This is a genomic window from Micromonospora sp. RL09-050-HVF-A (genome assembly GCF_019374995.1).
Lineage (GTDB): Bacteria > Actinomycetota > Actinomycetes > Mycobacteriales > Micromonosporaceae > Micromonospora > Micromonospora antibiotica.
Map to the genome: position 1 here is coordinate 3,913,270 of NZ_JAGKQP010000002.1, position 26,291 is coordinate 3,939,560.

The following is a 26,291-nucleotide window of genomic DNA, read 5'->3' on the forward strand; positions in this document are numbered from 1 at the left end:
GGCTGCCGGGGTGTCGTCGGTCTGTGGTCAGGGAGCCTGGGCGGCGACCACCACGGCGTCGGGCGGGGTGTCCGGCACGCTGCGGGCGGCGAGCCGGCGGACGGCGGTGTTGAGCACCGCGATCAGCGGCACCGCGACCAGCGCGCCGGTGATGCCGGCGAGCACCACCCCGGCGGCGATCCCGATGATCACCGCGAGCGGGTGGATGGCCACCGCCCGACCCATGATCAACGGCTGGAGCAGGTGCCCCTCGACCTGCTGCACACCGATCACCACACCCAGGATGATCAGGGCGGTCACCGGGCCGCTGTCGACCAGCGCCACCAGCACCGCCACCACCCCGGAGAGGAACGCGCCGACGATCGGAATGAACGCCCCGAGGAACACCAGGGCGGCCAGCGGGAACGCGAACGGGACGTCGAAGACCACCAGGAAGATGCCGATGCCCACCGCGTCGATGAACGCCACCAGCACGGTGGCCCGCACGTACGCGCCGAGCGTCGCCCAGGAGGCCCGACCGGCGTCGTCGACCTTCCACCGGGCGGCGACCGGCAGCAGGCGGACCAGGAACCGCCAGATGCGGCTGCCGTCACGCAGGAAGAAGAAGGTGGCGAAGAGCACCAGGACGGCACCGGTGAGCAGCTCGGCCAGGGTGGTGGCGGTCGCGAGCGCCCCGCTGGTGAACTTCTCGGTGTTGCCGTTGATCCAGGTCTGCGCCTCTTCGATGTAGCGGTTGAGCTGGCTGTCGGACAGGTGCAGCGGGCCGGTCTTGAGCCAGTCCTGGATCTGCCGCACCCCCTGCGACGACTTCTCGCTCAGCTCCGGCACACCCTGGATGAACTCGTTGACCACCAGGGTCAGCGTGCCGAAGACCGCGACCAGCCCGCCGACCATCACCACGGCGGTGGCCAGCGAGCGGGGGAACCGGGCCCGCAGCAGCCAGCCCACCGCCGGGGCGAGCAGCGCGGAGAGCAGCAGCGCCACCGCCAGCGGGATGACCACGATGCTGATCGTCCCGACGATCCTCAGCAGCGCCCAGGTGACCACGCCGATCACGATCAACCGCCACGACCAGGCGGCGGCGATCCGCAGCGCGTGCGGCACGTCCGCGTCGTCGCGGCTGGAGGTGGAGTTGTGCATGGCCGCCGGAGGCTCGACCCCGACCACCGTCGCCGACGGGGCGGCCGGCGGGCCGGGCGACGCGGGGGTGGCCACTGCGGCGCCCTCGGGTACGTCGACCGGGTCGGCACGCCCCGCGCGGACCGACTCCCGTCCGGACTCGTACGCGCGGCGGAGCCGGCCGCGTACCCGCTCGAAGCGGCTCAAGCGCACCTCCTGAAGAACGACGCCGGATCACCGACGGCGACGGCCCGGACAGGGTACGCCCGGATGCCCGCCACCGTAGGGCAGTTCCGCCACCCAATGCCCCGCGCGGCACCGGCTCAACCTGCCCGAACCGCACCATCTCCAGCCACCCGCGCCCGCCTCGACCCCACCGCCCGCACCCCGTCGGCTCCACCACCAGGTGGACGCCGCCGCAGCACACGGTAGCGTCTTGGCGTGACCGTCGACCCGAACCTCGACACCGGCCTGCCGATCCGCCTGCTGCACGACCGGGTGCTGGTGAAGGTGGACGGCAGCGAGGGCGAACGCCGTTCCACCGCAGGCATCGTCATCCCGGCCACCGCCGCCGTCGGAAAGAGACTGTCCTGGGCCACCGCCGTGGGGGTCGGCCCGCACGTGCGGGCCGTGGTGGCCGGCGACCGGGTGCTCTTCGACCCCGACGACCGCTCCGAGGTCGAACTGCACGGCCGGGGGTACGTCCTGCTGCGCGAACGGGACGTGCACGCGGTCGCCGCCGAGCGGGTGGAGAGCGAGTCCACCGGCAGCACCGGCCTCTACCTGTAGGACGGCCCACCGGCTCGACCGGCCTCCCCGGTTCGTCGCGGCCCCCGACCCGGCCTGCTTCCCGGTTCGTCGCGCTCTCCCCGACCCGGCCTGCTTCCCGGTTCGTCGCGGTCTCCCCGACCCGGCCTGCTTCCCGGTTCGTCGCGGTCTCCCCGACCCGGCCTGCTTCCCGGTTTGTCCGGCTTCCTGGCGGGAAGCCAGGCACATCCAGGTGCCCTGGGGAGGGACGATGCCGGTTCTCGTGAAGAAGGTGCTGCTCTGGGGCAGCGTCGCCTTCCTGATCTACTTCATGGCGTTCCGCCCGGACGGGGCGGCGCAGTTGTTCAAGGGGATCGGGGCGGCCCTGATGGCGATGGCCCAGGGCCTCGGCGACTTCCTCACCACCCTGATGACCTGACCGGTCCCGGCCGGGCACGACCCGATCGCCGGCGCGGGACGCGGGGTCAGATGTTCAGCAGGCCGCCGTTGCGCAGGGCGTCGTCCTTGATCGCGATGAGGTTCGCCGAGACGTACGGGATGTTGTGCGCCTGGTGCCATTCGCTGGGGAAGTACGTGACCAACCGCGACGCCTGGAATCGGCACCGGATCTCCGGCACGAAACGGGAGTAGTTGGCGTCCGTGAAATACCAGAACGAGTTCTCGTTGTAGAACGCCACGTGTGTCGGGTCCTGGTAGGCACCCCGGCCGTCGGTGCTGGGGGTCAGCGACAACAGCATCCCGTTCGGGGCGAGCAACCGGTACAGCTCGTTGAAGAGCGCGATCTTGTCCGGGATGTGCTCCAGGAAGTCCACGGCCCGAATGACCCCGACGCTCCCGTCCGGCAGGTCGACCCCCTTCGTCACGTCGCCAACCAGGTCGACGCCCGGCCCGTCGCGACAGTCCAGGCCGAGATAGCCCTCCGGCTTGTTGTGGGCCGCACCCAGGTCGAGTGCCAGAAGTCCTTGTCGCCGCGACCAGGCCAACGCGTTGTGTTGGACGTTCCGGTCGTAGATCTCGACCGTACGCTGCTGGATACGGGCATTGAACTCCGGCATGCGCTGCGTGTTCTTGGCGTGCATGCGCTGCAGGTAGAGACACTTCTGGATGTGGTGGAACTCGCTCACCTGGTAGATCCGAGCCATCAGGTCGGCGTCGTCCGCGACGTCGAGCGACTCGTCGTATCCGCCGACCTTCTCGTAGATGTCCCGACGGAAGGCCCGCACGTGGTTCGGCGCGTACCAGATGTAGCTCACGTTGTGCGGCGTCGGCGGCAACGCTCGGCAGACCAGCACCTCGCGGCCATCCACCTTCTCGTCGTAGTGCCGCCAGCCGAACGAACTCGCGAAGCGGTCCTCACAGCGACCACCGTCCTCCTGGATCTGGGCGGTGTCGCTGTAGACGAACCCCACCTCCGGGTGGGAGTCGAAGGCCTCGACGATCTCCTGCAGGCAGTCGCTGCTGAGCAGATCGTCGTCGTCGAGTTCGACCAGGATGTCCCCGACGGCCTCGGCGCAGGCGAACCCCTTCACGGCACCCACACCATTGAGGTCGTCCTGGACGATGAGCCGGATGCGATCGTCGTGAGTCTCGGGCCGCCACCGGGACCCCTGGTTGAGAACGACAACCCACTCCCAGTCGGTGAAGGTCTGCGCCACCAGCGAACGGAAGCACTCGTCGATGAACCGGGTACGGTTGCTCCCGGTGAAGACCGTGACGCGCGGTGTGTGCATCGGGTCAGTCACCTGCCCGCCGGCGTGGAGGCCCGAGCCGTCGGGGCCGGCCGGTACTTGGCCGGAACGGCAGAGGTGAGCCGCTTGTCCAGCCGGATGGCCGCCTTGAAGGCATCCCGCGCCGCCGCGTCGTCACCGGACTTGGACAGCAGCACGCCCAGTCGGAGATAGGCGGTCGACGCCTTGTCGTCGATGGACACGACCTTGCGGTAGATCTCCATCGACGTCGTCGGCGCACTGCCCTCCAGAACGATGGCCTTGTTGTAGAGGGCCGGCTTGTATTCGCCGTCGGCCGACAACGCCTTGTCGTAGTTGCTGATCGCCTCGTCGGCCTGGTTGCGCGACTGGGCGATGAAGCCCAGGTTGAACCAGGCGAACTTGTTGTCGGCCTCGGCGGCCAGCACCTTCTCGAAGCTGGTCTTCGCCGCGTCGTAGTCACCGGCCTGGCCCTGCTCGACACCGAGTTTCAACAGATCAGCCGCAGTGGTTCCGGTGGGGGAACCGCCGTTCGCACTGTCGCTGCTGCCGGAACTGCTGACCTGCGGCTTGTCGTCGGGTTTCGCACTGCATGCCGGGACTCCGGCGAGCAGGACCGCACCACAGGCGAGTGAACCCAGGATCTGACGTGTGCTCATTTCTCCTCCTTGACGGAACCGGGGCGGTCCGACTTGCGGTTCGGCCGGCTGGTACGGCTGCTGTCCGCCGTTGCCCGATCCGACCTGTCGGCGGTAGGGGCAAACGCCAGCGGGGTGCTGGGCGAGATGCAGGACACCCAGATGTCGGCACCCCCGCCGGTGAAGGTGAACTGGTAGCCACTGATCGAGAGCGGCTGGATCAGCACCGGATTCACGCCCGCACCCGACAGTTGGTATCCGGTGCCGACAGCGATGTCTCCGGGCACACACCCGAAGTCAACGGGCGTGTCCGCGATCACGGTCAGCGGGCCCTGGATGTAGGCCGCCTGAATTCCGTTACCCGCCGTTCCCTGCGCGCCCTGCGCGCCCTGGACGCCCGCGTCGCCCTGCGGTCCCTGAGCACCCTGCGGGCCCACGTCGCCCTGGGCACCCTGAACGCCCTGGGGGCCCTGGATACCCTGTGGACCGATATCGCCCTGCGGTCCCTGAGCACCCTGCGCGCCGGCGTCGCCCTGGAAACCCTGCGCACCCTGCGCGCCTGCCGCACCCGCGACACCCTGCGGACCCTGGGCACCCGTCTCGCCCGCGACACCCTGCGGACCCTGCACACCCGCGACACCCTGCGGACCCTGCACACCCTGCGGCCCCTGCACGCCCGCATCGCCCTGCGGCCCCTGAGCACCCTGCGCCCCTGCATCACCCTGCGGCCCCTGAGCACCGGTCGCACCCTGAGCACCGGTCGCACCCTGAGCACCTGCGTCGCCCTGAGCACCCTGGAAACCCTGTGCGCCCTGCGCACCAGCCGCGCCCTGAGGCCCCTGAGCACCGGTGTCACCCTGAGCACCCTGCGCCCCCGCATCACCCTGCGGACCCTGAGCACCGGTCGCACCCTGAGCACCTGCGTCACCCTGAGCACCCTGGAAACCCTGTGCGCCCTGCGCACCAGCCGCGCCCTGAGGCCCCTGAGCACCGGTGTCACCCTGAGCACCCTGCGCCCCCGCATCACCCTGCGGCCCCTGAGCACCGGTCGCACCCTGAGCACCGGTCGCACCCTGAGCACCTGCGTCGCCCTGAGCACCCTGGAAACCCTGTGCGCCCTGCGCACCAGCCGCGCCCTGAGGCCCCTGAGCACCGGTGTCACCCTGAGCACCCTGCGCCCCCGCATCACCCTGCGGCCCCTGAGCACCGGTCGCACCCTGAGCACCGGTCGCACCCTGAGCACCGGTCGCACCCTGAGCACCGGTCGCACCCTGAGCACCCTGAGCACCCTGCGCACCAGCCGCACCCTGAGGCCCCTGAGCACCAGTGTCACCCTGAGCACCCTGCGCGCCGGTGTCACCCTGCGCCCCCGCGTCACCCTGGGGGCCCTGGGCACCGGTCGCACCCCGGGGACCCGTATCGCCCTGAGGACCTTGGGCACCCTGGGGGCCCTGGGGGCCCTTCTTCGGGCCAGGCGGGTAGTGGCCCTTGCCCCCGTCGTGCCCACCCCACGGTCCCTGCCAGCCCTGCGGGCCGCAGTCCGCCGGATCGTCGGGGTAGCTCTCCCAGGAATCATCAGGTCCGACACCGTCCTGGCGGACCGTCGACCGGGACGCCGGCCACCCGCCGTACTGGCCCAGCGGACCGGGCGTGCCGGTACGCACGCCCTGCGCGGACGGCGTGGTCTCCAGGGGTGGCGCCGCGACCGCGGGCCCACCCGTCATCCCGACCACGATCAGGGCGGAACTCAGCCCTGAAGCGGCGCGACCACGCTTCAGTCCTCGCCGCAGCCGTCGGCTGTTACTCATGAACCCCTCCAGAGAGCCACCCAGATACCCAGAGTTACCCTTCTGCGACCTAAGGACGCTTACGGGCGAGTTGTAGCTTATTCGACCCATTCGTCCAATAAGAGGGGTTTCCGCTAAAGCGGGAGGCATTCAGGAAAGGCGGACATTCTTCGTGAAGCTACGGCACGATCCCCGCACCCGAACGTGCCCCGATCGTGGTGCGGCCGGCGGTGGCAACCGGCGGCGATGCGCACACGCCGACGGAACCGTCCGCCTCCGGCGATCGAGGGCGGGTCGGTCTCGACCGGAGTTGGCCGCTCAGTACCGGCCGGGCGGCCACGGGGCGGCCGGGCGGGGGCCGTACCAGCCGGGCGGGCCGTAGCCCGCCGGGTAGGCCGGGGGCGGCGGTGGGGTCAGCACCACCGGGATCGGCACCACCGGCGAGTCCGGGGCGTCGACCGTCCGCTGGCTACCGTCCGGGAACCGCAGGTGGTAGCGCTGACCGTCCCAGACCCCCACCGGCGTCTGCGGGTCCCGGCCGACGAAGAACGACCGGTACGCAGCGATCGTCTCCAGCAACTGCCGTTCCTCCCGCAGGGTGCGCTCCCGCTCCGCCGGCTTACGGTCCAGCCCGCGCCGCATCCCGTCGCGCAACAACGCCAGCCGGGTCGCGGCGAACTGGTAACCGCGCATCGCCCGCAACCCGGCGTCCCCACCCACCCGCCGGGCCCAGGTCCGGGCGGCGTGCCGGCGGGCCAGGCTGCCCAGGGCGGCCACCTCGGGCGGGCTCAACCAACCCGCCCGCACATAGTCCGGCAGGGTCCGCTCGGTGAGCCGCCCCTCCCAGGCCCGCAACCAGACCGCGAAACCGACCATGCCGAAGAAGATCGGCACCATCACTGCGACCATGCCGTAGAAGAAGATCACCGCCTGGCCGGTGGCCTGCACGAGCGTCGGGATGAGGTTCCAGGTGCCGTGCAGCATCATCGCCAGCAGCAGGCCGGCGATCGGGGCGAGCACCCGGATCCGCCGGTCGGCGGTACGGGCGGCGATGCCCAGCCCCACCCCGGTCATCGAGGTGAACAGCGGGTGGGCGAAGCCGAAGAAGAGGATCCGGGAGATGAAGATGACGATGACGTTGCGGACGCCGGTGGCCGGCCCCCACTGGTCGACGCCCGAGGCGTAGCCGAGGCCGCCCAGGTAGAGGATGTTCTCCACCATGGCGAACCCGACGGCGGAGAGCCCGCAGTAGACCAGACCGTCGGTGATCCCGGACCACTCCCGGCGGCGGAAGATCAACAGCAGGATCGGGCCGAGCGCCTTGGTCAACTCCTCGATGAACGGGGCCACCAGCACCCCGGTCAGCGACGACGACACCCCCCACTCCTTGAACAGGGCGGCGAAGCTGTTGTTGACGGTCAGCGAGGCGGCGGTGGAGACGAACGCGCCCCAGGCGAAACAGAAGATCAGGTACTTCAGCGGCTCGGGTTCGTACCGGTCGAGCCAGAGGAAGCAGGCCACCAGGACCGGCACCGGCAGGATCGCCGCCGTCACCCCGACCAGCAGCGCGTCCAGGCCCAGGTTGGAGCCGAGCGTGTAGAGCATGTAGACCGCGCAGGCCGCGATCAACAGCACCACCCCGGCCAGCGCCAGGACCCGCCGCCAGCCGAGGCGGCGCAGCGGCATCCGGGCCGCGGCGGCGTCCGGCGACGGTACGGCGGGCGCGGGCAGCGGGGCCCGCCGGGCGGGGTGTCGGCCATGCGGATCAGCGTAGTCATCCCCGGCCCGTTCGGCCGGGCTCTCCCGGTGCGCGGTGGGCCGGTCCGGCCGGCGCTGCGGGCGGGTCGGCCCGGTCCGGGCCGGGTCAGCCCAGCGGCGGCGCGGCCGGGGGTTTCGGGGTGGCATGCTGCTCGGCCGGACTACCGCCCGGTTTCTCCTTGTCGCCGAACGCCTGCCGGATCAGCCGGTTGGCGTCCTCCTGCTCGATCCCCGAGGCGACCAGCAGGTCACTGGCGGTGGTCCGCACCTGGGCGATCACCACGCTGCCGGAGAACCCGACCCCCTGGTCGTACGCCCGGCCGGCCTCGCTGACCGCGCGCAGCGACCGCTCCCGGGCCCGCTCCGGCTCGTCCCCGACGGCGAACTCGTGCCGCAGCAGGCGGACCGCCTCGGCCAGGTGGGCGACCGCGTCCGGCATCGGCTCCGGCACCGGCTCGTCGTCCTCGATCATGGTGACCGACCGGCGGATCAGGGTGCCGCTGTTGCGCATCGCCCGGTCGATCGGGTCGGCCGCCTCGGCGTAGTGGGTCAGTTCGCTGCGCCGGTGCCACCGGGCCGGGGAGAGCGTGCTGGTCTCCTTGGCTCCCTCGATCGCTTCGGTGAAGGTGGCCAGTTCCTCCTTGTTCTCCCGGAGCCGGTCCAGCGCCCGCTGGGCGGCGCCCCGGTCCCGGTCGCGGAGCGCCTGGGCGCAGACGTCGAGCTGGCCGGCGAGCAGGTCCAGCGCCGGCCGGGCCGCCCGGTTGATCACCCGGAGCGGGTTGAGCGGCAGCAGGATAGCGGTGACCAGGAGGGCGATGCCGCCGCCGACGAACGCGTCGACGAACCGGGGCAGTTCCAGATCCTCGGTGGACGGGCTCAGCGTGACGATCAGCACGGCCGTCGCGGCGGCCTGGATCACCACCGCGACACTGGCCCCGAAGAAGGTGGTGAGCACGATGGCCGCGGTCACCACCAACCCGAGCTGCCAGCCCCCGGTGCCGAGGAAGTAGATCAGCACGTCGCCGAGGAACACCCCGACCGCCACCCCGACGATCAGCTCCACGGTCCGGCGCAGCCGCTGGCCCACCGAGGCGGCCAGGGTGCCGACCGCCGAGATCGGCGCGAACACCGGTTGCGGGTTGCCCAGCAGGTGGTGCGACACGATCCAGGCCAGCGCGGCGGCCAGGCCCGCCTGCACGGCCAGGCCCAGGGCCAGGTGCACCTGGTGCAGCCGGTCGTGCAGGGTGGCCCGGCCCCGGGTGCGCAGGTAGGCCATGGCACCGGCGATCCGCGCGGTGTCGACGTCGTTCCCGGCGTCACGCAGCCCGGCCCGACGCAGCAGCGACGGTTGTCGGTCCCGGGCCAGCGCCATGGCGGGGACTACCCACGTCGCACCGGTTCATCCCTGCGGCACAATCGTCCGGGTGACCGGACTGATCGACAGGTGGGTGGCGGCGGCGCTCGCCTGCGGGGCCGTCGACGGGCCGGCGCTGACCGCCGCCGGGGTCGACCTGCTGGCCCGCTGGCGGGAACCGCACCGGCGCTACCACACGGAGCGCCACCTGCGGGCGGTGCTGGACGTGGCCGACCGGCACGCCGACCTCGCCGACCGGCCGGAGCGGGTCGCGCTCGCCGCCTGGACGCACGACGCCGTCTACGACCCACGCGCGGCCGGGGACACCAACGAGCAGGCCAGTGCCGCGCTGGCCGGCACCCTGCTCACCGGGCTGGGGGTGCCGGCCGCCACGGTGGCCGAGGTCCGCCGGCTGGTGCTGCTCACCGCCGGGCACCGGGTCACCCCGGGCGACCGCGACGGCGCGCTGCTCTGCGACGCCGACCTGGCGATCCTGGCCACACCCCCCGAGGTGTACGACGGGTACGCCGCCGCGATCCGCGCCGAGTACGCGCATGTGCCCGAGGCGGACTTCCGTACCGGCCGGGCGCGGGTCCTCGACGGGCTGCTCGCCCTGCCCGCCCTGTTCCGGCTGCCCCCGCTGGCCGCCCACTGGGAGGAACCGGCCCGCGCCAACCTCCACCGCGAGCTGGCGTCTCTGCGCTGATTAACCGTCCGGCGTCACCGGCGCCCCGGGGGGTTGAGGTGTTTGGGGCGGCGCAGGCCGGCGGCGTACAGCAGGCGGACGATCTCCCGGCTGGGCACCACCCGGGCGCCGAGCCACACCGCCACGGCGAACCGGTCGGCGGGGATGTCGTAGTGGTCCCGGTCGAACCCGCGCCGGGGCACCCCCAGCGTCTCGGCGAACACGTGCAGCTCGGCCGGGGAGACGTCGCTGATCAGGTGCGACCAGAGCCGGCCGCGCCACGGCCAGGCGGGCCGGTCCAGGTAGAGCATGGCGGCCAATCTAGCCGCCGGTTAGCCTCGGCCGCATGGCTGGCTCCCCCCTCCTCGACGACCTGCGGGCGGCCCTCGGCGACGAGGCCGTCCTCACCGACCCGGACCTGCTACGGCTGCACCGGCGCGACGAGGCGGACCTCTGCGCCGCCGGTACGCCGCTGGTGGTCGTCCGCCCCCGGGACACCGCACAGGTGGTGGCCGTGGTCCGGGCGGCGGCCCGGCACGGCGTACCCGTGGTGCCGCAGGGGGCGCGGACCGGCCTGGCCGGCGCGGCGAACGCGGTGGACGGCGCGGTGGTGGTGAGCACCGTCGCGATGACCGCGATCCGGGAGATCGACCCGGTGGCCCGCATCGCCGTGGTGCAGCCGGGCGTGGTGAACGCCACACTGGCCCGCGCCGTCCGGCAACAGGGCCTGTACTACCCGCCCGACCCGGGTTCCTGGGAGTCCTCCACGATCGGTGGCAACGTCTCCACCAACGCCGGCGGGATGTGCTGCGTCAAGTACGGGGTGACCACCGAGTACGTCCTCGGGCTGGAGGTGGTGCTCGCCTCCGGCGAGGTGCTGCGCACCGGCCGGCGTACCGCCAAGGGGGTTGCCGGGTACGACCTGACCCGGCTCTTCGTCGGCGCGGAGGGCACCCTCGGGGTGATCACCGAGGTCACCGTGTCGCTGCGGCCGGTGCCCGAGGAGTCACTGACCATGGTGGCGGTCTTCGGCTCGACCGCCGGGGCGGGTACGGCGGTGGCCGGGATCGCCGCGCGGGGGCTCACCCCGAGCCTGTTGGAGCTGCTCGACCGGACGCACCTGCGGGCGATCGAGGCGTACCGGCCGATGGGGTTGCGGACCGACGCCGAGGCGCTGCTGCTCGCGGCCGCCGACACCGGCCCCCGGGCGGCGGCGGACCTGGCCCGGATCGCCGAGGTCTGCACGGCGGCCGGCGCCGCGGAGGTGTATGCGGCCACCGACGCGGTGGAGGCGGCGGCGCTGCTCCAGGCCCGGCGGCTGGCCCACCCGGCGATGGAGAAGTTCGCCGCCGACACCTACCCGGACGGCAACGGCGGCCTGATCATCGACGACGTGGCGGTGCCCCGGGGGGCGCTCGCCACCCTGCTGGACGGGGTGGCCCGGATCGCCGTCGAGTGCGGGGTGCCGATCGGGGTGGTCGGCCACGCCGGGGACGGCAACCTGCATCCGAACATCGTGGTGGACCGGGCCGACCCGGCGAGCCTGGAGCGGGGCCGACTGGCCTTCGACGAGATCATCCGGCTCGGCCTGGAGTTGGGCGGCACCTGCACCGGTGAGCACGGCGTCGGGCTGCTCAAGCGGGACTGGCTGGCCCGGGAGATCGGCCCGGTCGGCGTCCGGGTGCACCAGGCGATCAAGGCGGCGCTCGACCCGGCCGGGCTGTTCAACCCGGGCAAGGTGCTCTGAGCCGACCCGCCGGACCGGGCGTGGCGGGCCCGGATCGCTCAGCGGGTGGGTTCGGCGGGGGTGGCCTGGGTGAGCAGGAGCAGGATCTCCCCGGCCACCGCCGGTCGTTCCTCGCCCGGGCAGTCCTGCGAGGTGACCAGACCGGTCGTGGTGAGCAGGCTGGAGGTCAGCGCGTCGATGCAGCTCGCCCGGTATCTGCGGGCCTGGTCGGTCTCCTGGGCCAGCCGCGGGTCGGCGAGCAGCTTGTGCAACCGCTGCACCTGCTCGGCGTCGAGGGAGCCGGTCGAGGTGACCCCGTCGCCCGCACAGTCGTCACACTCCCACCGGCCGTCCGGCTCGACGGTCAAGGACCGCAGTGGACCGTCGTCGCCGAGTTTCTGCACCAGGCTGACCCGGTTGGCGGTCACCCCCGGGGATGTCGTCCCGCCCCGGCCCTCCGCTGTGGAACCGCCGTCCCGGTCGGCCATCGCGCAGCCGGCCAGGGTGACCGTCAGGGCGGCGACGGCGGGGACGGTGAGCGCACGCGACCACTGAGGGGGAACCACGCGCGGAACCTATCCCACCCCGGGTGCCGTCCGGAACCGGCCGACCGGACCGCCGCCAGCGGGTGGGACCGCCCACCGCCGGCCCGGCATCGACGGGTGCCGCCGCCCGGGACCGGTCAGCGGGTGGACGTCGGGAGTCCGACGTGGCCACCCTCGACGCCGTCGACGCCCCGGTCGGCGGCGAAACCCCGGACGTCGGGCGCACCCAACCGGGCCGCGTCGGCGGTCGCGTCGTCCGGCATGAGCTGGGACTCCCGCTCCGCCTCGACCCGGGCCCGGTAGTGCGCGATCTCCCGGTCCCGGGTGGCCGCGTCCCAGCCGAGCACCGCCCCCATCAACTCCGCCGTGTGCCCGGCCGAGTCGAGCCCGCGGTGGGTCGTCTCGAAGGAGATCCGGGTACGCCGGGTCAGCACGTCCTCCAGGTGCAACGCCCCCTCGGAGCGGGTGGCGTAGGTCACCTCGGCGGCCAGGTACTCGGGGGCACCGGCCAGTGGTGAGGCGAGCAGCGGGTCGGCGGCGATCAGCGCCAGCAGTTCCAGGGTGAGCGTGCCGTACCGCTCCAGCAGGTGCTCGACCACACCGACGGGGACCCCGTGCCGGCGGGCCAGGTCGGCCCGGTCCCGCCACATCGAGGCGTACCCGTCGGCACCGAGCAGTGGCAGGTCGGCGGTGCGCGAGGGGCGTACGCCGCCGAGCCGGTGGGCGGCCCGGTCGACCACGTCGGTGGCCATCACCCGGTACGTCGTGTACTTGCCGCCGGCGACCAGCAGCAGCCCGAGCATCGGCTCGAAGACCGCGTGTTCCCGGGAGAGCTTGGAGGTGGAGTCGGCCTCACCGGCCAGCAGTGGGCGCAGCCCGGCGTAGACGCCCTCGATGTCCGCACTCGACAGCGGCCGGTCCAGCACCAGGTTGACCTGGTCGAGCAGGTACTGGATGTCGCGGGCGGAGGCGGCCGGGTGGGAGCGGTCCAGCCGCCAGTCGGTGTCGGTGGTGCCGATGATCCAGTGCCCGCCCCAGGGGATGACGAAGAGCACACTGGTCGCGGTCCGCACGATCAGCCCGGTCTCGCCGGTGATCGCCGAGCGGGGCACCACCAGGTGCACCCCCTTGGACGCCCGGACCCGGATGCCGGGGCGCAGCCCGACGTCGTTGAGCATCCGGGACATGTCGTCGCTCCACACGCCGGTGGCGGCGATGACGGTGCGGGCGCGTACCTCGAACTCCGCATCCGGGCTGCCGGGGGGTGCCTCCAGGTCGCGGACCCGGACCCCGGTGACCTCCCGGGCCTGCCGCACCAGCCCGACGGCGCGGGCGCTGGTCACCACGGTCGCGCCGAGGCTGGCGGCGGTGCGGGCCAGGGTCACCACCAGCCGGGCGTCGTCGACCTGGCCGTCGTAGTAGCGGATCGCCCCGGCCAGCGCGTCGGCCCGCAGGCTGGGGAAGACCCGGCGGGCACCCTCGCGGGTCAGGTGCCGGTGCAGCGGCATTCCCCGGCCGGTGCCGAAGAGGCCGGCGAAGGCGTCGTAGGCGGCCACCCCGGCCCCGTAGTAGGAGCGGCGGAACAGCCGGGCCGGCAGGTCGCGCAGCCCCCGGCCGGCGGGGAGCGGGATGAGGAACGGGACCGGTCGGACCAGGTGCGGGGCGAGTCGGGTGGCGAGCAGCCCTCGCTCGGTCAGCGCCTCGTGGACCAGGTGGAACTCCAACTGTTCCAGGTAGCGCAGGCCGCCGTGGATCAGCTTGCTGGACCGGCTGGAGGTGCCGGCGGCGAAGTCGCGGGCCTCGACCAGGGCGACCTTGAGCCCCCGGGAGGCGGCGTCCAACGCGGCACCGGCACCGGTCGCCCCACCGCCGATGACCAGCACGTCGAATCGCTCGGACCGCAGCCGGCGCAGGTCGGCGGCACGGCGCTCGGGCGAGAGTTGACCAGCGGCGGATCGGGTCACATTGGGGTCACGCACCCGTCCACCGTAACCCGCCGGGTCCCACCCGCAGCAGGCCTGGAGCCCGCCGAGATCCGCACCGCCGATCCGGTGACACTGAGCAAGACTCCTCCGGATCGCCTCGATGACTCTCCGTAATCAGCTTCTCGCCGACCCCTCCGCCCCTCACACCGCCTCCCCATCGCCGTGACCAGCCCGATCGCCGCATCCCCCGCCCATCCCCCACATCCCTCCCTCGGATCCTTTGCTCTGCTGCTCTCCACGCGACGCGCACGTTCCGTGACCGGTGCGTCCAGGGCAGCAGAGCAAAGGATCCGAAGGTGGAGGTCCACACCCCCACCTTCCGTCACTTTCCGTGACCACGGAACGGTGCCGGCGACCGGGGAGAAGCGACGGAACGCGGGAGGTGGACGCAGCGGCGGACCGGGCGGAGCCGAGCCCACGCGAGGGCGGGGACCGCGCAGGTCCGCGTTTCCCCGGGTCCACCGGCGACGGGCGGGGACGGTCGTCGGACCGGCAAAGCCGTCGGACGGCGACGTGCGTCGTACTGTTTCCGGATGTTGGCCGACACACCACCTCCGCCGGGCTACGGCCCACCATCGGCCGCCGGCCGTCCGTCGAGCCCGTGGCCGGTGGTGGCGGCCGCACTGGCCGGCGGCTGGACGGTCGTGCTCGCCGTCCTGCTCCAGGCGGTCGGCTGGTCGGTCGAGCAGTTGCAGGTGGCCGCGGGATGGGACCGGCAGGCGTGGCTCTGGCCGGCCCTCAGCCTGGCCACCGCCCTGCTGGTCGGCCTACCCGCCCTGCTGCTGGCCCTGCTCCCCCGCTCACCCCGGGTACGGGCCACCGGGTGGGGTTGGCTCGGCGCGGCGCTCGCCCTGCTCGCCCTCGGTTCCCTGCGGGCGCTTCCCCAGGTACACCACGAGCTGTACCTGGCCGCGCTGGCCGTCACCGCGACCCTGCTCGCGCTGCTGACCGCCCGACTGTCCGGCCCGGCCGCCACCACCCCACCCCAGCCCACGGGCACCGCCACAGCCACGGGCACCCCCACCCCCACCCCCACGGCCACGGCCACGGCCACGGATCGTGCCGGCCGACCCAGGGCGGTCACCCTGTTGGCCATCGCGGCCGGACTGGCCCTGCTGCTGCCGTGGGTGCGGTTCGGCGCGCTGGGCGGTCTGCTGGAGACCGCGCTCGCCGCGCTCGCCGCGACGGCGGTCGGCCTGCTGGCCGCAGCGCTGCTGGGCGACCGGTTCTGGTCCCCCTTCACCGGCGACGGGCCACCCCGGGCCGCCCGTACCGTGCTGGTCGGCGGCCTGGTCGCCGGGGTGGTCCTGCTGCTGGTCGTCGCGGGCACCGGCCACTCCGGCGCCCAACTGCCCGGGTTGCTGTTCGTCCCGCCACTCGGTTTCGTGCTGGGCGCGTGCCAGGTGGCGGCCCGCCGGGCCGGCGCACCGGCCGGTGCCGCGCCGGTCCGGTGGCTGGTCGGTCTGGCGGCGTTCGGCCCGTTGGCGCTCGCCGACCCGGAGGAGATCTCGGTCCTGCTGGCCACCACCCGCGACGTCCCCTACTGGGTCGCGGTCGCATCCGGCGTCGGGTTCGCCGTCGCGGTCGTGCTGGCCATCGGGTACGGGGTGCTGCTCGCCCGGCCACGCGGGCGCGCACCGCGCCGGCTGGTCGCCGCGTCGAGCGCAGCCGTCCTGCTGCTCACCCTCGGCGTGGTCGACGTGGTCGCCGGCCAGCCCGGCCTGCACGGCGAACGGCTGCTGGTGGTGCTCCGCGAGCAGGCCGACCTCACCGGCATCCCCGCCGGTACGCCAGGTCGCGCCGGCCGGGAGGCGCGGACCGCCGAGGTCTACCGCCGACTGGTGTCCACCGCCGAACGCACCCAGGGGGCGTTGCGCCGGGACCTGACCCGGCTACACCTCGACCCGACGCCGTACTACCTGGTCAACGCGATCGAGACCGACGGCGGGCCGGCGGTGCGGGCCTGGCTGTCCGGGCGGCCGGAGGTGGCCCGGGTGCTGGTCAGCCAGCGGCTCCGACCATTGCCCGCGCCGGCACCGGCCAGCCGGGGTGACCGGCCCGCGCCGACCGGGCCGGAGTGGAACATCCGGATGCTGGGCGCCGACCGGGTCTGGTCGGAGTTGGACGTCACCGGGGCCGGGGTGGTGGTCGGCAGTTCGGACTCCGGGGTCGACGGCACCCATCCGACCCTGGCCGCCAACTTCCGGGGCGGCGACGACTCCTGGTACGACCCGTGGGACCACACCCGCGCCCCCACCGACTCCGGCGGTCACGGCACCCACACCACGGCCAGCGCGGTGGGACGCGACGGCATCGGGGTCGCCCCCGGAGCCCAGTGGGTGGGCTGCGTCAACCTCGACCGCAACCTGGGCAGCCCCGCGCACTACCTGGACTGCCTCCAGTTCATGTTGGCCCCGTTCCCGGCCGGCGGTGACCCGTTCACCGACGGTCGGCCGGAGCGGGCCCCCGACGTGCTCACCAACTCGTGGGGGTGCCCACCGGTCGAGGGCTGTGATGCGGGTGCGCTGCGCCCGGCCACCGCCGCGTTGACGGCCGCAGGCATTCTGGTGGTGGCCGCCGCAGGGAACACCGGACCCGACTGCGGGTCGATCGTCGACCCGCCGGCGCCGTACCCCGATGTGCTGACGGTGGGCGCCGTGGGCCGCGACCGGCGCGTCACGGAGTTCTCCAGCCGGGGGCCCGCCGCCGGTGGGGCGGCCAAGCCGGACCTGGTCGCCCCCGGCGCGGAGGTCCTCTCCGCGATGCCCGGCGGCGGTTACGCCGCCCTGGACGGCACTTCGATGGCCACCCCGCAGGTGGCGGGAGTGGTGGCACTGATGTGGTCGGCGAACCCGGCGCTGGTCGGTGACCTGGACCGGACCCGGAACATCCTGCGGGACACCGCGCAACCCGCCGGACCCGCCGACCTCAGCTGCGGCCCGGTGGCGGCGTCGACCGGGGCCGGTCTGGTCGACGCGTACGCGGCGGTGCGGGCGGCCCGCCGCTGACCGGCCCCCCGGTCGCCGGGGTGAGCCGGCCCGGCTGGGTACGGTCCTCGGACACGGAACGGGGCGGACCGCTCGCGCGGCCCGCCCCGTTCGGCGTTGGAGCTGGACTCAGAAGTCCATGTCCCCGCCACCCGGGCCAGCCGGGGCGGCCGGGGTCTTCTCCGGCTTGTCCGCCACGACGGCTTCGGTGGTGAGGAAGAGCGCCGCGATCGACGCGGCGTTCTGCAGCGCGGACCGGGTCACCTTGGCCGGGTCGATGATGCCCGCGGCCAGCAGGTCGACGTACTCACCGCTGGCGGCGTTGAGGCCGTGACCGGCGTCCAGGTTGCGGACGCGCTCGACGACCACGCCACCCTCCAGGCCGGCGTTGACGGCGATCTGCCGCAGCGGGGCGTCCAGCGCGATCTTGACGATCTGCGCGCCGGTCGCCTCGTCGCCGGCCAGGTCCAGCTTGTCGAAGGCGGTCTTGCCGGCCTGCACCAGCGCGACGCCACCACCCGGGACGATGCCCTCCTCGACGGCGGCCTTCGCGTTGCGGACGGCGTCCTCGATGCGGTGCTTGCGCTCCTTCAGCTCGACCTCGGTGGCCGCGCCGACCTTGATCACCGCAACGCCGCCAGCCAGCTTGGCCAGCCGCTCCTGCAGCTTCTCGCGGTCGTAGTCGGAGTCGCTCTTGTCGATCTCGGCCCGGATCTGGTTGACCCGGCCCTGGATCTGGTCGGCGTCGCCGGCACCGTCGACGATGGTGGTCTCGTCCTTGGTCACCACGACCTTGCGGGCCCGGCCCAGCATGTCGAGGCCGACGGCGTCCAGCTTGAGGCCGACCTCCTCGCTGATGACCTGGCCACCGGTGAGGATGGCGATGTCGGCGAGCATGGCCTTGCGGCGGTCACCGAAGCCCGGCGCCTTGACGGCGACCGACTTGAAGGTGCCCCGGACCTTGTTGACGACCAGGGTCGCCAGGGCCTCACCCTCGATGTCCTCGGAGATGATCAGCAGCGGCTTGCCCGACTGCATGACCTTCTCCAGGATCGGGAGCAGGTCCTTCACCGAGGAGATCTTGCTGTTGACGATGAGCAGGTAGGGGTCGTCGAAGACGGCCTCCATACGCTCCGGGTCGGTCATGAAGTACGCGGAGATGTAGCCCTTGTCGAAGCGCATGCCCTCGGTGAGCTCCAGCTCCAGCCCGAAGGTGTTGCTCTCCTCGACGGTGATGACGCCTTCCTTGCCGACCTTGTCCATCGCCTCGGCGATGATCTCGCCGACGGTGCTGTCACCGGCGGAGATGGAGGCGGTGGAGGCGATCTGCTCCTTGGTCTCGACGTCCTTGGCGAGCTTGGACAGCTCCTCCGAGACGCTGGCCACGGCAGCCTCGATGCCCCGCTTCAGGGCCATCGGGTTGGCACCGGCGGCCACGTTGCGCAGACCCTCGCGCACCAGGGCCTGGGCCAGGACGGTCGCCGTCGTCGTGCCGTCACCGGCGACGTCGTCGGTCTTCTTGGCGACCTCCTTGACCAGCTCGGCGCCGATCTTCTCGTACGGGTCCTCGAGCTCGATCTCCTTGGCGATGCTCACACCATCGTTGGTGATGGTGGGGGCACCCCACTTCTTCTCGAGCACCACGTTGCGGCCCTTGGGGCCGAGGGTCACCTTTACGGCGTCGGCGAGCTGGTTCATGCCCCGCTCGAGGCCGCGGCGAGCCTCTTCGTCGAACGCGATCATCTTGGCCATACGGCGTTGTCCTCCTGGACACTCACGGGCCACCCGGGGGTTGTGTCCCCGGACGGGCCGCCTGGTGTACGCACCTTGGGGACGTCGCCACCTGGCGACGACGACGTCCTCCTCGGTCGGGCCGGACAGCCCGCGACGACCGGCCATGTGCCACCCGACGCCATCGAGACGCCGATGTGACCGTGGCCCTACCGCCCCGACCATTGGCACTCACCGTATGCGAGTGCCAATGACCTGTTTAGCACTCTCCCCTGCCGAGTGCAAGCACGATGGGGCCGGTCAGCCGAGTTCCGCCACCAGTCGCGCGACGTTCACCGGCCCCTCCTGCGCGCGCTGCTCGGCGTACGTCACGACCAGGCCGACCAGCTGCACCAGGTAGACCGGCACGACCAGCACCGCGCTCACCAGGATCACCGCCACCGCACCCACGGCGGTGCCGGGCGCGGTGAACGGGTCGGTGCCGAACGGCACGGTGCCGACCGACTCCACCACCCCACCGAGCACGCTGCCGAGCAGCACCGCCAGTGCGACCAGCGCCACCCGGCCGAGCACCATGCCCAACCGGTCGTGGAACATGCGGAACGAGCGCCCGATCGGGTTCTGCCCCTCGAACAGGTAGACCGGGCCGGCGAGGGCGAGGGCGAACGCCAGGTAGATGCCCGGCAGCAGGCACAGGCAGAAACCGACGCCGATGAGCAGGCCCAGCACCAGCATCCAGCCCCACAGGCCGAGGCAGCGGCGCGCGCCGTAGCGCAGCGCGCCGGGCAGGTCGGCCGGCTGGCCGGCGGCCTGCCGGGCCACCACCCAGGTGCCACCCGCCCAGCCGATGCCCTGCACCACCCCGAAGGCCAGCGCGACCAGGAACACCGAGACCCCGTAGATCACCAGGTCACTGAGGTAGCCGTCGGGAATCGAGCCGTCGGCGGGCAGCGGGGCGGCGTCGGGCCCCGTGCCGAGGGAGAGCAGGGACACCGCCACCGCCGGCACGACCTGGGTGAGCAGCATCAACGGCAGCAGGGTCCGCCAACTTCGACGCAACGCTCCGGTGCACCGGGCGAACCAGCCTTCCAGCCCGGCGTACGGCGGATTGACCAGCGGGTCCGCCGGCCCCCAGGAGCCGCCCCCGGCGACCGGCGGATGACCCCCGAGCGGCGGATAGCTCCCGAGCGGCGGGAAACCGCCGTCGGCACCCGGGGGATAGCCCGGGTACGGGCCACCGGGAGCCGGATAGCTCCAGCCCGGCGGCCCCGCTGCGGACGGATCCCACGACGGCGGACCCCACGAGGGTTGGCCCGACGGCGGCCCCCCGGGCGGCGGACCCCACGAGGGTTGGCCCGACGGCGGGCCCCCCGGCGGCGGGCCCCATGGTCCGCCCGGCGACCCGGCAGCGGGGCCGGGTGGACCCGGAGGTGACTGGTCGGACATGAACCCTCCTCAGCGAGGACGCCTGGACGGTTCACGATCTTTCCCCGCACCGACCCCCGCCGCCAACCGTCCCACGGGTGGCCCGGCGGGTGGGACCCGCAGGACAGGTCAGGCGATGACGCGGACCCGTTCGGCCTGCGGCCCCTTCTGACCCTGGGCGATCTCGAACTCCACCCGCTGACCGTCGTCGAGCGCCTTGTAGCCGTCCATCTCGATGGCGGAGAAGTGGACGAAGACGTCCTGCCCGCCGTCGACGGCGATGAAGCCGTAGCCTTTTTCGGAGTTGAACCACTTGACGGTGCCCTGTGCCACGGTGCACTTCCTCACTCTGCGCGGCGTTCCACAACCCCGGGATGCCGGCGGGCCGACAGCGGAGAACCACCGTTTCGGCGATCGGTGAAGGCCGCTGAATCGGTGACCGAAATCGCACGCTACACGAGGAGTGACGACCGCGCACGACCTCAAATCGGCCTAAATCGGACGGGTATCGACCCGGTTACCCATCGGCGTTCATCGCTGCGGTATGCATGCGCACATGACATCTGCCCCGGCCCCACCGGTGACCCGGACGGCACCCGTGCACCGGGTGCGCCCGCAGGACGCCGCCCGGATGCGGGCGCTGCGGTTGGAGATGCTCGCGGATGCGCCGCTGGCCTTCCTGGAGACCGTCGCCGAGGCCGCCGCCCGCCCGCACGCCGACTACGCGGCCCGGATCGCGTACGTGTCCCAGGGGTGCCACACCGCCCAGTTCGTGGCCGATCCCGGCGGCCGGCTGGTCGGCCACGCGGGCGGCACCGTCGCCCCCGACGAGCCGGACCTGACGGTCGTCTACGCGGTCTACGTGAACCCCTCGTGGCGGGGCACCGGCCTGCTCGGCGCGCTGATCGACGAGGTCGCCGCCTGGTCGCGCGCCTGCGGCCGACCACAGCTCATGCTCGAGGTGGTGGTCGGCAACGACCGTGCCTACCGGGCCTACCACCGTCTGGGCTTCACCGACACCGGCGTCCGCGTCCCGCACCCCAAGATCCCCGCCCTCACCGAACTCCAGATGCGCCGCCCCGCCTGACCCCCACCCCAAACCCCAGGCCGGGCCGGGCTGGGCCGCGCCGCGCCGGGCCGCGCCGGGCCGGCCGCGCCGGGCCGGCCGGGCCGCGCCGGGCCGGGCCGGGCCGCGCCGGGCCGCGCCGCGCCGGGCCGCGCCGGGCCGGGCCGCGCCGGGCCGCGCCGGGCCGGGCCGCGCCGGGCCGGGCCGGTGATCAAGAGGTTTACGTCAAATCAGCCACTCAGGCTGACGTAAACCTCTTGATCACCGACCACGGACCACCGACGGCCGACCACCGACCACCGACCACCGACCACCGACCACGGACCACGGACCACCGACCACGGACCACCGACCACGGACCACCGACCACGGACCACCCCCGCCCGCAGCCGGAGCGCGGACGGGGGTGGGGGTGGTGGGGAAGGCGGGGGCGTGGGAAGGGGACGGTGGGGTCAGGCGGGGCGGCGGGACTGGACGATGCGGAAGCGGTTGGCGACGTAGGCGCCGTCGGTGAGGGCGGCGTTGGCGGCCGGGTTCGCGCCGCTGCCGTGGAAGTCCGAGAAAGCGGCGGACTGGTTCACGAAGACCCCACCGGTGAGGTTGGCCGACAGGTGCACCCCGACGTCGATCGCGGCGGCCTCGACGGCGTCCAGCACCGCCTCGTCGGTGGAGTAGACGGCGGCGGTCAGCGCGCCGGACTCTCCGACGGTGGACCGCAGGATCTCGATGCTGTGCGCGGTCGAGTCGGTGGCGATGACGAAGGAGATCGGCCCGAACCACTCCCGGCCGTAGACCTCGGTGTCGGTGGCGGCGAGCTTGACGATGGTCGGCGTCCGGACCACCGCGTCGGTCAGCGCGGGGTGCGTGACGGTACGCGACTCCAGCACCGCCTCGCCGACCTTGGTGACCTCGTCGAGGCGTTCCAGCACTCCGTCGTTGACGATCGCCCCGGTCAGCTCGACGCCCCGGGCCGGGTCGGCGGTGAGCTTGCCGACGGTGGCGGCGATGCCGGCGGCCACCTCGTCGAAGCTCTTGTGCCCCTGGTCGGTGGTGATGCCGGCGGCGGGGATGAGGATGTTCTGCGAGGTGGTGCACATCTGCCCGCTGTAGAGGGTCAGCGTGAAACCGAGGTTGCGGCACATGCCGGCGAAGTCGTCGGTGGAGTCGATGACGACGGTGTTCAGGCCGGCCTTCTCGGTGTAGACCGTCGCCTGCCGGGCGTTGGCCTCCAGCCAGTCGCCGTACCCGGTGGAGCCGGTGAAGTCGACGATCTTCACGGCAGGGTGCAGGGCGAGGGTCGAGGCCAGCTTCTCGCCGGGGGCCTCGGGGGCGAGCAGCACCAGGTCGGGGTCGAAGCCGGCCTCGGCGAGCACCTCCCGGGCGTACCGCACGGTGATCGCCAGGGGCAGCACCGCGCGGGGGTGCGGCTTGACCACGACCGGGTTGCCGGTGACCAGTGAGGCGAACAGCCCGGGGTACGAGTTCCAGGTCGGGAAGGTGTTGCAGCCGATCACCAGGGCCACCCCACGCGGCACCACGTGGAACGTCTTGGTCATCCGCAGCGGGTCGCCCTTGCCGGCGGCCTTCTCCCAGCTGGCCGTCCCGGGGTGCCGGGTCATCTCGGCGTACGCGTAGGCGATCGCCTCCAGGGCCCGGTCCAGCGCGTGTGCGCCGCCGGCCTGGAAGGCCATCACGAACGCCTGGCCGCTGGTGAACTGCACCGCGTTGGCCAGTTCGAAGACGTGCTTGTGCAACCGGTCGAGGATCTCCAGGCACACCCCCGCCCGGGTCTGCGGGCCGGCGTCGCGCCAGGCCGGCAGGGCGGCGGAGGCGGCGGCGACCACCTCGTCGGCGCCCGGGTGCGGGTAGCGCACGTCCAGGGCCACCCCGAACGGGCTCGTCTCGGTGGCGACCCGGTCGGCCGTGCCGGGCTGGTCGAGCGGAAAGTCGCCACCGAGGTACGCCTCGAAGGCGGCCTTCCCGTCGGCGGCGGCGGTCTCGCCGTACACCCGGGGGCTGGGCGATTCGGGGTAGGCGGACCAGTACCCGCGTTCGGTGATCGCGGTCAGCGCGCGGTGCAGGGTGTCGGCGTGCCTGTCGTACAGCGGGTGCGGGGTCTCCGTCATGCCCGCCATCATGCAACAGATGCTGACCAGATCAGTAGGGGCGTGTCACAGATCAGATGGTCGACTGCCACTCCGTGGACCCGGCCACCGGCCGGAACCCGAGCAGCTCGTTGATCGCGATCATGTGGGTGTTCGCCGCCGCGTTGTAGGTGTCGACCACGCTCAGCTCCGGCTCGTACGTCAGGGTGTGTTCGAGGTTCTCGGCCTTGCAGAGCAGGCCGAGCCGGTGCCCCCGGTGGGCCGGGTCGACGATGGTGAGCTGCTGCCAGGCGTGCCGGGTGGTGTTCGCGGCCAGGCTGAGCACGGTCCACGCGACCAGCCGGCCGGACGCCTCGTGCACGGCGGCGACGCTGTAGCGGCGGACGCCCCGCGCGTCCAGCGCCCGCTCCATGCCCTGGATGCGCTCGGCGTCCATCCGCTCGGGTTCCCACTCCAGGTCACCCAGGGGTGCGTCGGTCATCATCCGGCCCTCCAGGTAGGCGAGGTCGGCGAGGTGCTCCGACGGCGGGTGCCCGTGCCAGCGGACCGTGCGGTAGCCGGCGACGGCCGAGCGCGCCCCGGCCCGCAGCGCCGCCAGCCGGTCCCGGTCGAGCGCGGTGACGTCGAGTCGACGGCGGACGTCGACCAGCGCCGCCTTCGCGCCGAGCGCCGCCGCGAAGGCCGCCCCGGGCAGTTGTCCACCCGGCTCGCCGGGCAGCGCGGCCACGGCGGAGCCGACCATCCGCTTGCCGCCGGCCGCCCGCAGCTGCTCGCGGGCGTGCGTGAACAACGCCCGCCCCACTCCCGCCCGCCGGTGCGCCGGGTCCACCACCAGCTCGACGCTGGCGTTGTCGGTGTTGTCCAGGAGGTGGAGGTTGAGCCGGACCCAGCCGGCGACCACGCCGTCCAGTCGCGCCACCGACCAGCGGGTGTCGATGCCGGGCATCGGGTGCCGCAGCGGCGCCTCGAACCGGCGACGGCACAGCGGCGGCAGGTCGGGTGACTCCGTCGCTTCGACCGTGGCCGCGATCCGGTAGGCCGCATCGAGGGCCGGCTGGTCGGTCGGATCGATTGCTGCGATGTCCACGGTCACGCCGGGAGTCTTCCTGTCGACGACGAAGGGGGCCAGCGGATTTCCGCTGGCCCCCTTGCACGTTGGTCGGGAGGGACGTTCGCACAACGCCTCCGGCGTTGGGTCGCAAGAACTTGAAAAGTCTCCGGCGAAAGCCCTCCCGCACGGAGCATCTTGCGCCGCCCGGTTCCTGCCGTCAAGTCCTTCCCGGCGGGTTTTCGCCACTCACCGCGAAATTCCGGTCACTCGGAGATCCACTCCCCGGGGGATCAGGAGAGGAGGCCGGCGTCGCGGGCGGCCCGCAGGGACGGCTTGATCCGGTGGGTGGGGCCGACCTGGCCGGCGACGGCGTCGATGGTCTTCAGGCCCTCGCCGGTGTTGAAAACGACCGTCTCGGCGGTCGGGTCGAGCCGGCCGGACTCGACGAGCTTGCGCAGCACCGCAACGGTCACCCCGCCGGCCGTCTCGGCGAAGACCCCGGTGGTGCGGGCCAGCAACCGGATGCCGGCGCGGATCTCCTCGTCGTCGACGTACTCCATCCAGCCGCCGGTCCGCCGCACCGCCTCCAGGGCGTACAGGCCGGCGGCCGGGTCGCCGATGTTGAGCGACTTGGCGATGCCGGTCGGCCGGACCGGGGTGATGGTGTCGGTGTCCGCGTGCAGGGCGGCGGCGATCGGGTTGCAGCCGGCCGACTGGGCGCCGAACACCTTCCAACCCCCGGCGGGCGCCTCGACCAGCCCGATCTCGACCAGCTCGGAGAACGCCTTGTCGATCTTGGTGAGCAGCTCGCCCGAGGCCATCGGGACGACCACCTGGGCCGGGATACGCCAGCCGAGCTGCTCGGCCACCTCGTACCCGAGGGTCTTGGAGCCCTCGGCGTAGTAGGGCCGGACGTTGACGTTGACGAACGCGGTGTCCTCGAACTCGTCGGTCTCCACCAGCTCCCCGCAGAGCCGGTTCACGTCGTCGTACGAGCCGTCGATGGCGACCAGGTCGCCGCCGTAGACGGCGGTGGTGATCACCTTGCCCTGCTCCAGGTCACCCGGGATGAAGACCACCGAGGGCGCTCCGGCGCGGGCCGCGTGGGCGGCCACCGAGTTGGCCAGGTTGCCGGTCGAGGCGCAGGCGAACCGGGTGAAGCCGAGCGCCTTCGCGGCGGTCAGCGCCACCGAGACGACCCGGTCCTTGAACGAGTGGGTCGGGTTGGCGCTGTCGTCCTTGACCCACAGCGGCGCGCTGATGCCCAGTTCGGCGGCGAGGTTCGGGGCCGCCACCAGCGGGGTGAGCCCCGGGTCGAGGGTGACCCGGGTGGCCGGGTCCTGGCCGGCGGGCAGGAGGGCGGCGTACCGCCAGATGTTCTGCGGGCCGGCCTCGATCTGCTCCCGGGTGACGGCGGCCAGTGCGGCGGCGTCGTAGTCGACCTCCAGCGGGCCGAAACACTCGTAACAGGCGTGCTGCGCGGCGAGCGGGTAGCGGGCGGAGCAGGCGCGGCAGACCAGGGCGCGGGCCGGGCTGGCGGTGGTGTCGATACCGGGGGCGGCGAGCGTCGACGTCATGGCGGATTCCTCTCATCTTTCCCCGCATCGCACCCTGCGGCGGGGACGGAATTGGCACCTGCCCCGCGGGACGCTCAGCGATGAGCGCGCGGGGTGGTTGCCGGGGCGTCGTCGGGCCGTATCCCTCAGCCCCTCTGGATGAGGTATGCAGTTGTGCCGTCGAGTCTAGGCAGCTTCGCCGCCATCGCCCAGTCTGCTTCCCACGGTGTGAACCACCTGCCGGCGGGGCGTGCGCCGGCCGCACCGGAAGCCATTGATGTTTCGGGCAAGTTTCCAGC

General features: G+C 72.7%; 21 protein-coding genes, 1 pseudogene and 1 riboswitch. Of the genes and pseudogenes, 7 read left to right on the forward strand and 15 right to left on the reverse strand.

Annotated features, from left to right (window positions below):
• Positions 1-27 precede the first annotated feature (27 nt).
• A complete protein-coding gene (locus J7462_RS17070; RefSeq protein WP_219464925.1) occupies positions 28-1,326 on the reverse strand; it encodes an AI-2E family transporter in 1,299 nt (432 codons plus the stop codon).
• Positions 1,327-1,560: 234 nt separating this feature from the next.
• Here J7462_RS17070 and J7462_RS17075 point away from each other — a divergent pair, with 234 nt between their 5' ends.
• Positions 1,561-1,908 (forward strand): co-chaperone GroES, encoded by a 348-nt coding sequence (locus J7462_RS17075; RefSeq protein ID WP_208567861.1) that lies wholly within the window; start codon positions 1,561-1,563, stop codon positions 1,906-1,908.
• A gap of 229 nt (positions 1,909-2,137) precedes the next feature.
• Positions 2,138-2,305 carry a hypothetical protein gene (locus J7462_RS17080; RefSeq protein ID WP_208567860.1) on the forward strand — a complete coding sequence of 56 codons (168 nt, stop codon included), beginning with the start codon at positions 2,138-2,140 and terminating at the stop codon, positions 2,303-2,305.
• 46 nt (positions 2,306-2,351) lie between these two features.
• Here the strand turns inward: J7462_RS17080 and J7462_RS17085 are convergent, their stop codons facing one another.
• From J7462_RS17085 to J7462_RS17095, 3 genes are read right to left on the reverse strand one after another with little or no spacing between them, the layout of a single operon-like run.
• Entirely contained in the window at positions 2,352-3,617 is a 1,266-nt protein-coding gene (locus J7462_RS17085; protein WP_208567859.1) for a glycosyltransferase, read from the reverse strand.
• A gap of 8 nt (positions 3,618-3,625) precedes the next feature.
• Positions 3,626-4,252: a tetratricopeptide repeat protein gene (locus tag J7462_RS17090; RefSeq protein WP_219464927.1), complete on the reverse strand. Its 627-nt coding sequence runs from the start codon at positions 4,250-4,252 to the stop codon at positions 3,626-3,628.
• Positions 4,249-4,467, reverse strand: a complete 219-nt coding sequence (locus tag J7462_RS17095; RefSeq protein ID WP_219464929.1) for a hypothetical protein — start codon at positions 4,465-4,467, stop codon at positions 4,249-4,251. Before J7462_RS17095 ends, J7462_RS17090 begins: the two co-directional genes overlap by 4 nt.
• Before the next feature lie 15 nt (positions 4,468-4,482).
• Here J7462_RS17095 and J7462_RS17100 point away from each other — a divergent pair, with 15 nt between their 5' ends.
• A complete protein-coding gene (locus tag J7462_RS17100) occupies positions 4,483-5,988 on the forward strand; it encodes a hypothetical protein (RefSeq protein WP_219464931.1) in 1,506 nt (501 codons plus the stop codon).
• Positions 5,989-6,336: 348 nt separating this feature from the next.
• Here the strand turns inward: J7462_RS17100 and J7462_RS17105 are convergent.
• Positions 6,337-7,815 (reverse strand): annotated as a pseudogene (locus J7462_RS17105) (PrsW family intramembrane metalloprotease); the annotation flags it as partial.
• 67 nt (positions 7,816-7,882) lie between these two features.
• On the reverse strand, positions 7,883-9,148 hold the full coding sequence (locus tag J7462_RS17110; protein WP_219464933.1) for an FUSC family protein: 1,266 nt from the start codon (positions 9,146-9,148) through the stop codon (positions 7,883-7,885).
• Between the two features lie 52 nt (positions 9,149-9,200).
• Here J7462_RS17110 and J7462_RS17115 point away from each other — a divergent pair, with 52 nt between their 5' ends.
• Positions 9,201-9,836 (forward strand): metal-dependent phosphohydrolase, encoded by a 636-nt coding sequence (locus J7462_RS17115; RefSeq protein ID WP_219464935.1) that lies wholly within the window; start codon positions 9,201-9,203, stop codon positions 9,834-9,836.
• Between the two features lie 14 nt (positions 9,837-9,850).
• Here J7462_RS17115 and J7462_RS17120 read toward each other — a convergent pair whose 3' ends face one another.
• Complete coding sequence (locus J7462_RS17120; RefSeq protein WP_219464937.1) at positions 9,851-10,126, reverse strand: DUF4031 domain-containing protein; 276 nt, start codon at positions 10,124-10,126, stop codon at positions 9,851-9,853.
• 35 nt (positions 10,127-10,161) lie between these two features.
• On the opposite strand from J7462_RS17120, the gene J7462_RS17125 reads away from it, so the two are divergent.
• On the forward strand, positions 10,162-11,562 hold the full coding sequence (locus J7462_RS17125) for an FAD-binding oxidoreductase (protein ID WP_219464939.1): 1,401 nt from the start codon (positions 10,162-10,164) through the stop codon (positions 11,560-11,562).
• 38 nt (positions 11,563-11,600) lie between these two features.
• On the opposite strand, the gene J7462_RS17130 is transcribed toward J7462_RS17125, so the two are convergent.
• Positions 11,601-12,107 carry a hypothetical protein gene (locus J7462_RS17130; RefSeq protein WP_219464941.1) on the reverse strand — a complete coding sequence of 169 codons (507 nt, stop codon included), beginning with the start codon at positions 12,105-12,107 and terminating at the stop codon, positions 11,601-11,603.
• A 116-nt stretch (positions 12,108-12,223) separates the two neighbouring features.
• Entirely contained in the window at positions 12,224-14,065 is a 1,842-nt protein-coding gene (locus J7462_RS17135) for a glycerol-3-phosphate dehydrogenase/oxidase (RefSeq protein ID WP_374197529.1), read from the reverse strand.
• A gap of 539 nt (positions 14,066-14,604) precedes the next feature.
• Between J7462_RS17135 and J7462_RS17140 the strand changes: the two genes are divergently transcribed.
• Positions 14,605-17,079, forward strand: a complete 2,475-nt coding sequence (locus J7462_RS17140; RefSeq protein ID WP_219464943.1) for a S8 family serine peptidase — start codon at positions 14,605-14,607, stop codon at positions 17,077-17,079.
• A gap of 108 nt (positions 17,080-17,187) precedes the next feature.
• On the opposite strand, the gene groL is transcribed toward J7462_RS17140, so the two are convergent.
• From groL to J7462_RS17155, 3 genes are all read right to left on the reverse strand, one after another.
• The gene (gene groL, locus J7462_RS17145; RefSeq protein ID WP_208567850.1) at positions 17,188-18,810 is read right to left on the reverse strand and encodes a chaperonin GroEL; all 1,623 of its coding nucleotides are present in this window, start codon (positions 18,808-18,810) and stop codon (positions 17,188-17,190) included.
• Between the two features lie 279 nt (positions 18,811-19,089).
• The gene (locus J7462_RS32290; RefSeq protein WP_255597763.1) at positions 19,090-19,815 is read right to left on the reverse strand and encodes a hypothetical protein; all 726 of its coding nucleotides are present in this window, start codon (positions 19,813-19,815) and stop codon (positions 19,090-19,092) included.
• 528 nt (positions 19,816-20,343) lie between these two features.
• Positions 20,344-20,547, reverse strand: a complete 204-nt coding sequence (locus J7462_RS17155) for a cold-shock protein (RefSeq protein WP_067305333.1) — start codon at positions 20,545-20,547, stop codon at positions 20,344-20,346.
• A 223-nt stretch (positions 20,548-20,770) separates the two neighbouring features.
• Here J7462_RS17155 and J7462_RS17160 point away from each other — a divergent pair, with 223 nt between their 5' ends.
• Positions 20,771-21,301 carry a GNAT family N-acetyltransferase gene (locus J7462_RS17160; RefSeq protein WP_219464947.1) on the forward strand — a complete coding sequence of 177 codons (531 nt, stop codon included), beginning with the start codon at positions 20,771-20,773 and terminating at the stop codon, positions 21,299-21,301.
• Between the two features lie 431 nt (positions 21,302-21,732).
• Here J7462_RS17160 and paaN read toward each other — a convergent pair whose 3' ends face one another.
• The 3 genes from paaN to thrC form a co-directional block, all read right to left on the reverse strand.
• Complete coding sequence (paaN, locus tag J7462_RS17165) at positions 21,733-23,406, reverse strand: phenylacetic acid degradation protein PaaN (protein WP_219464949.1); 1,674 nt, start codon at positions 23,404-23,406, stop codon at positions 21,733-21,735.
• Positions 23,407-23,458: 52 nt separating this feature from the next.
• Entirely contained in the window at positions 23,459-24,478 is a 1,020-nt protein-coding gene (locus J7462_RS17170; protein WP_219464951.1) for a GNAT family N-acetyltransferase, read from the reverse strand.
• Between the two features lie 248 nt (positions 24,479-24,726).
• A complete protein-coding gene (gene thrC / locus J7462_RS17175; protein ID WP_219464952.1) occupies positions 24,727-26,013 on the reverse strand; it encodes a threonine synthase in 1,287 nt (428 codons plus the stop codon).
• Positions 26,014-26,022: 9 nt separating this feature from the next.
• Positions 26,023-26,158, reverse strand: a riboswitch (SAM riboswitch).
• Positions 26,159-26,291 lie beyond the last annotated feature (133 nt).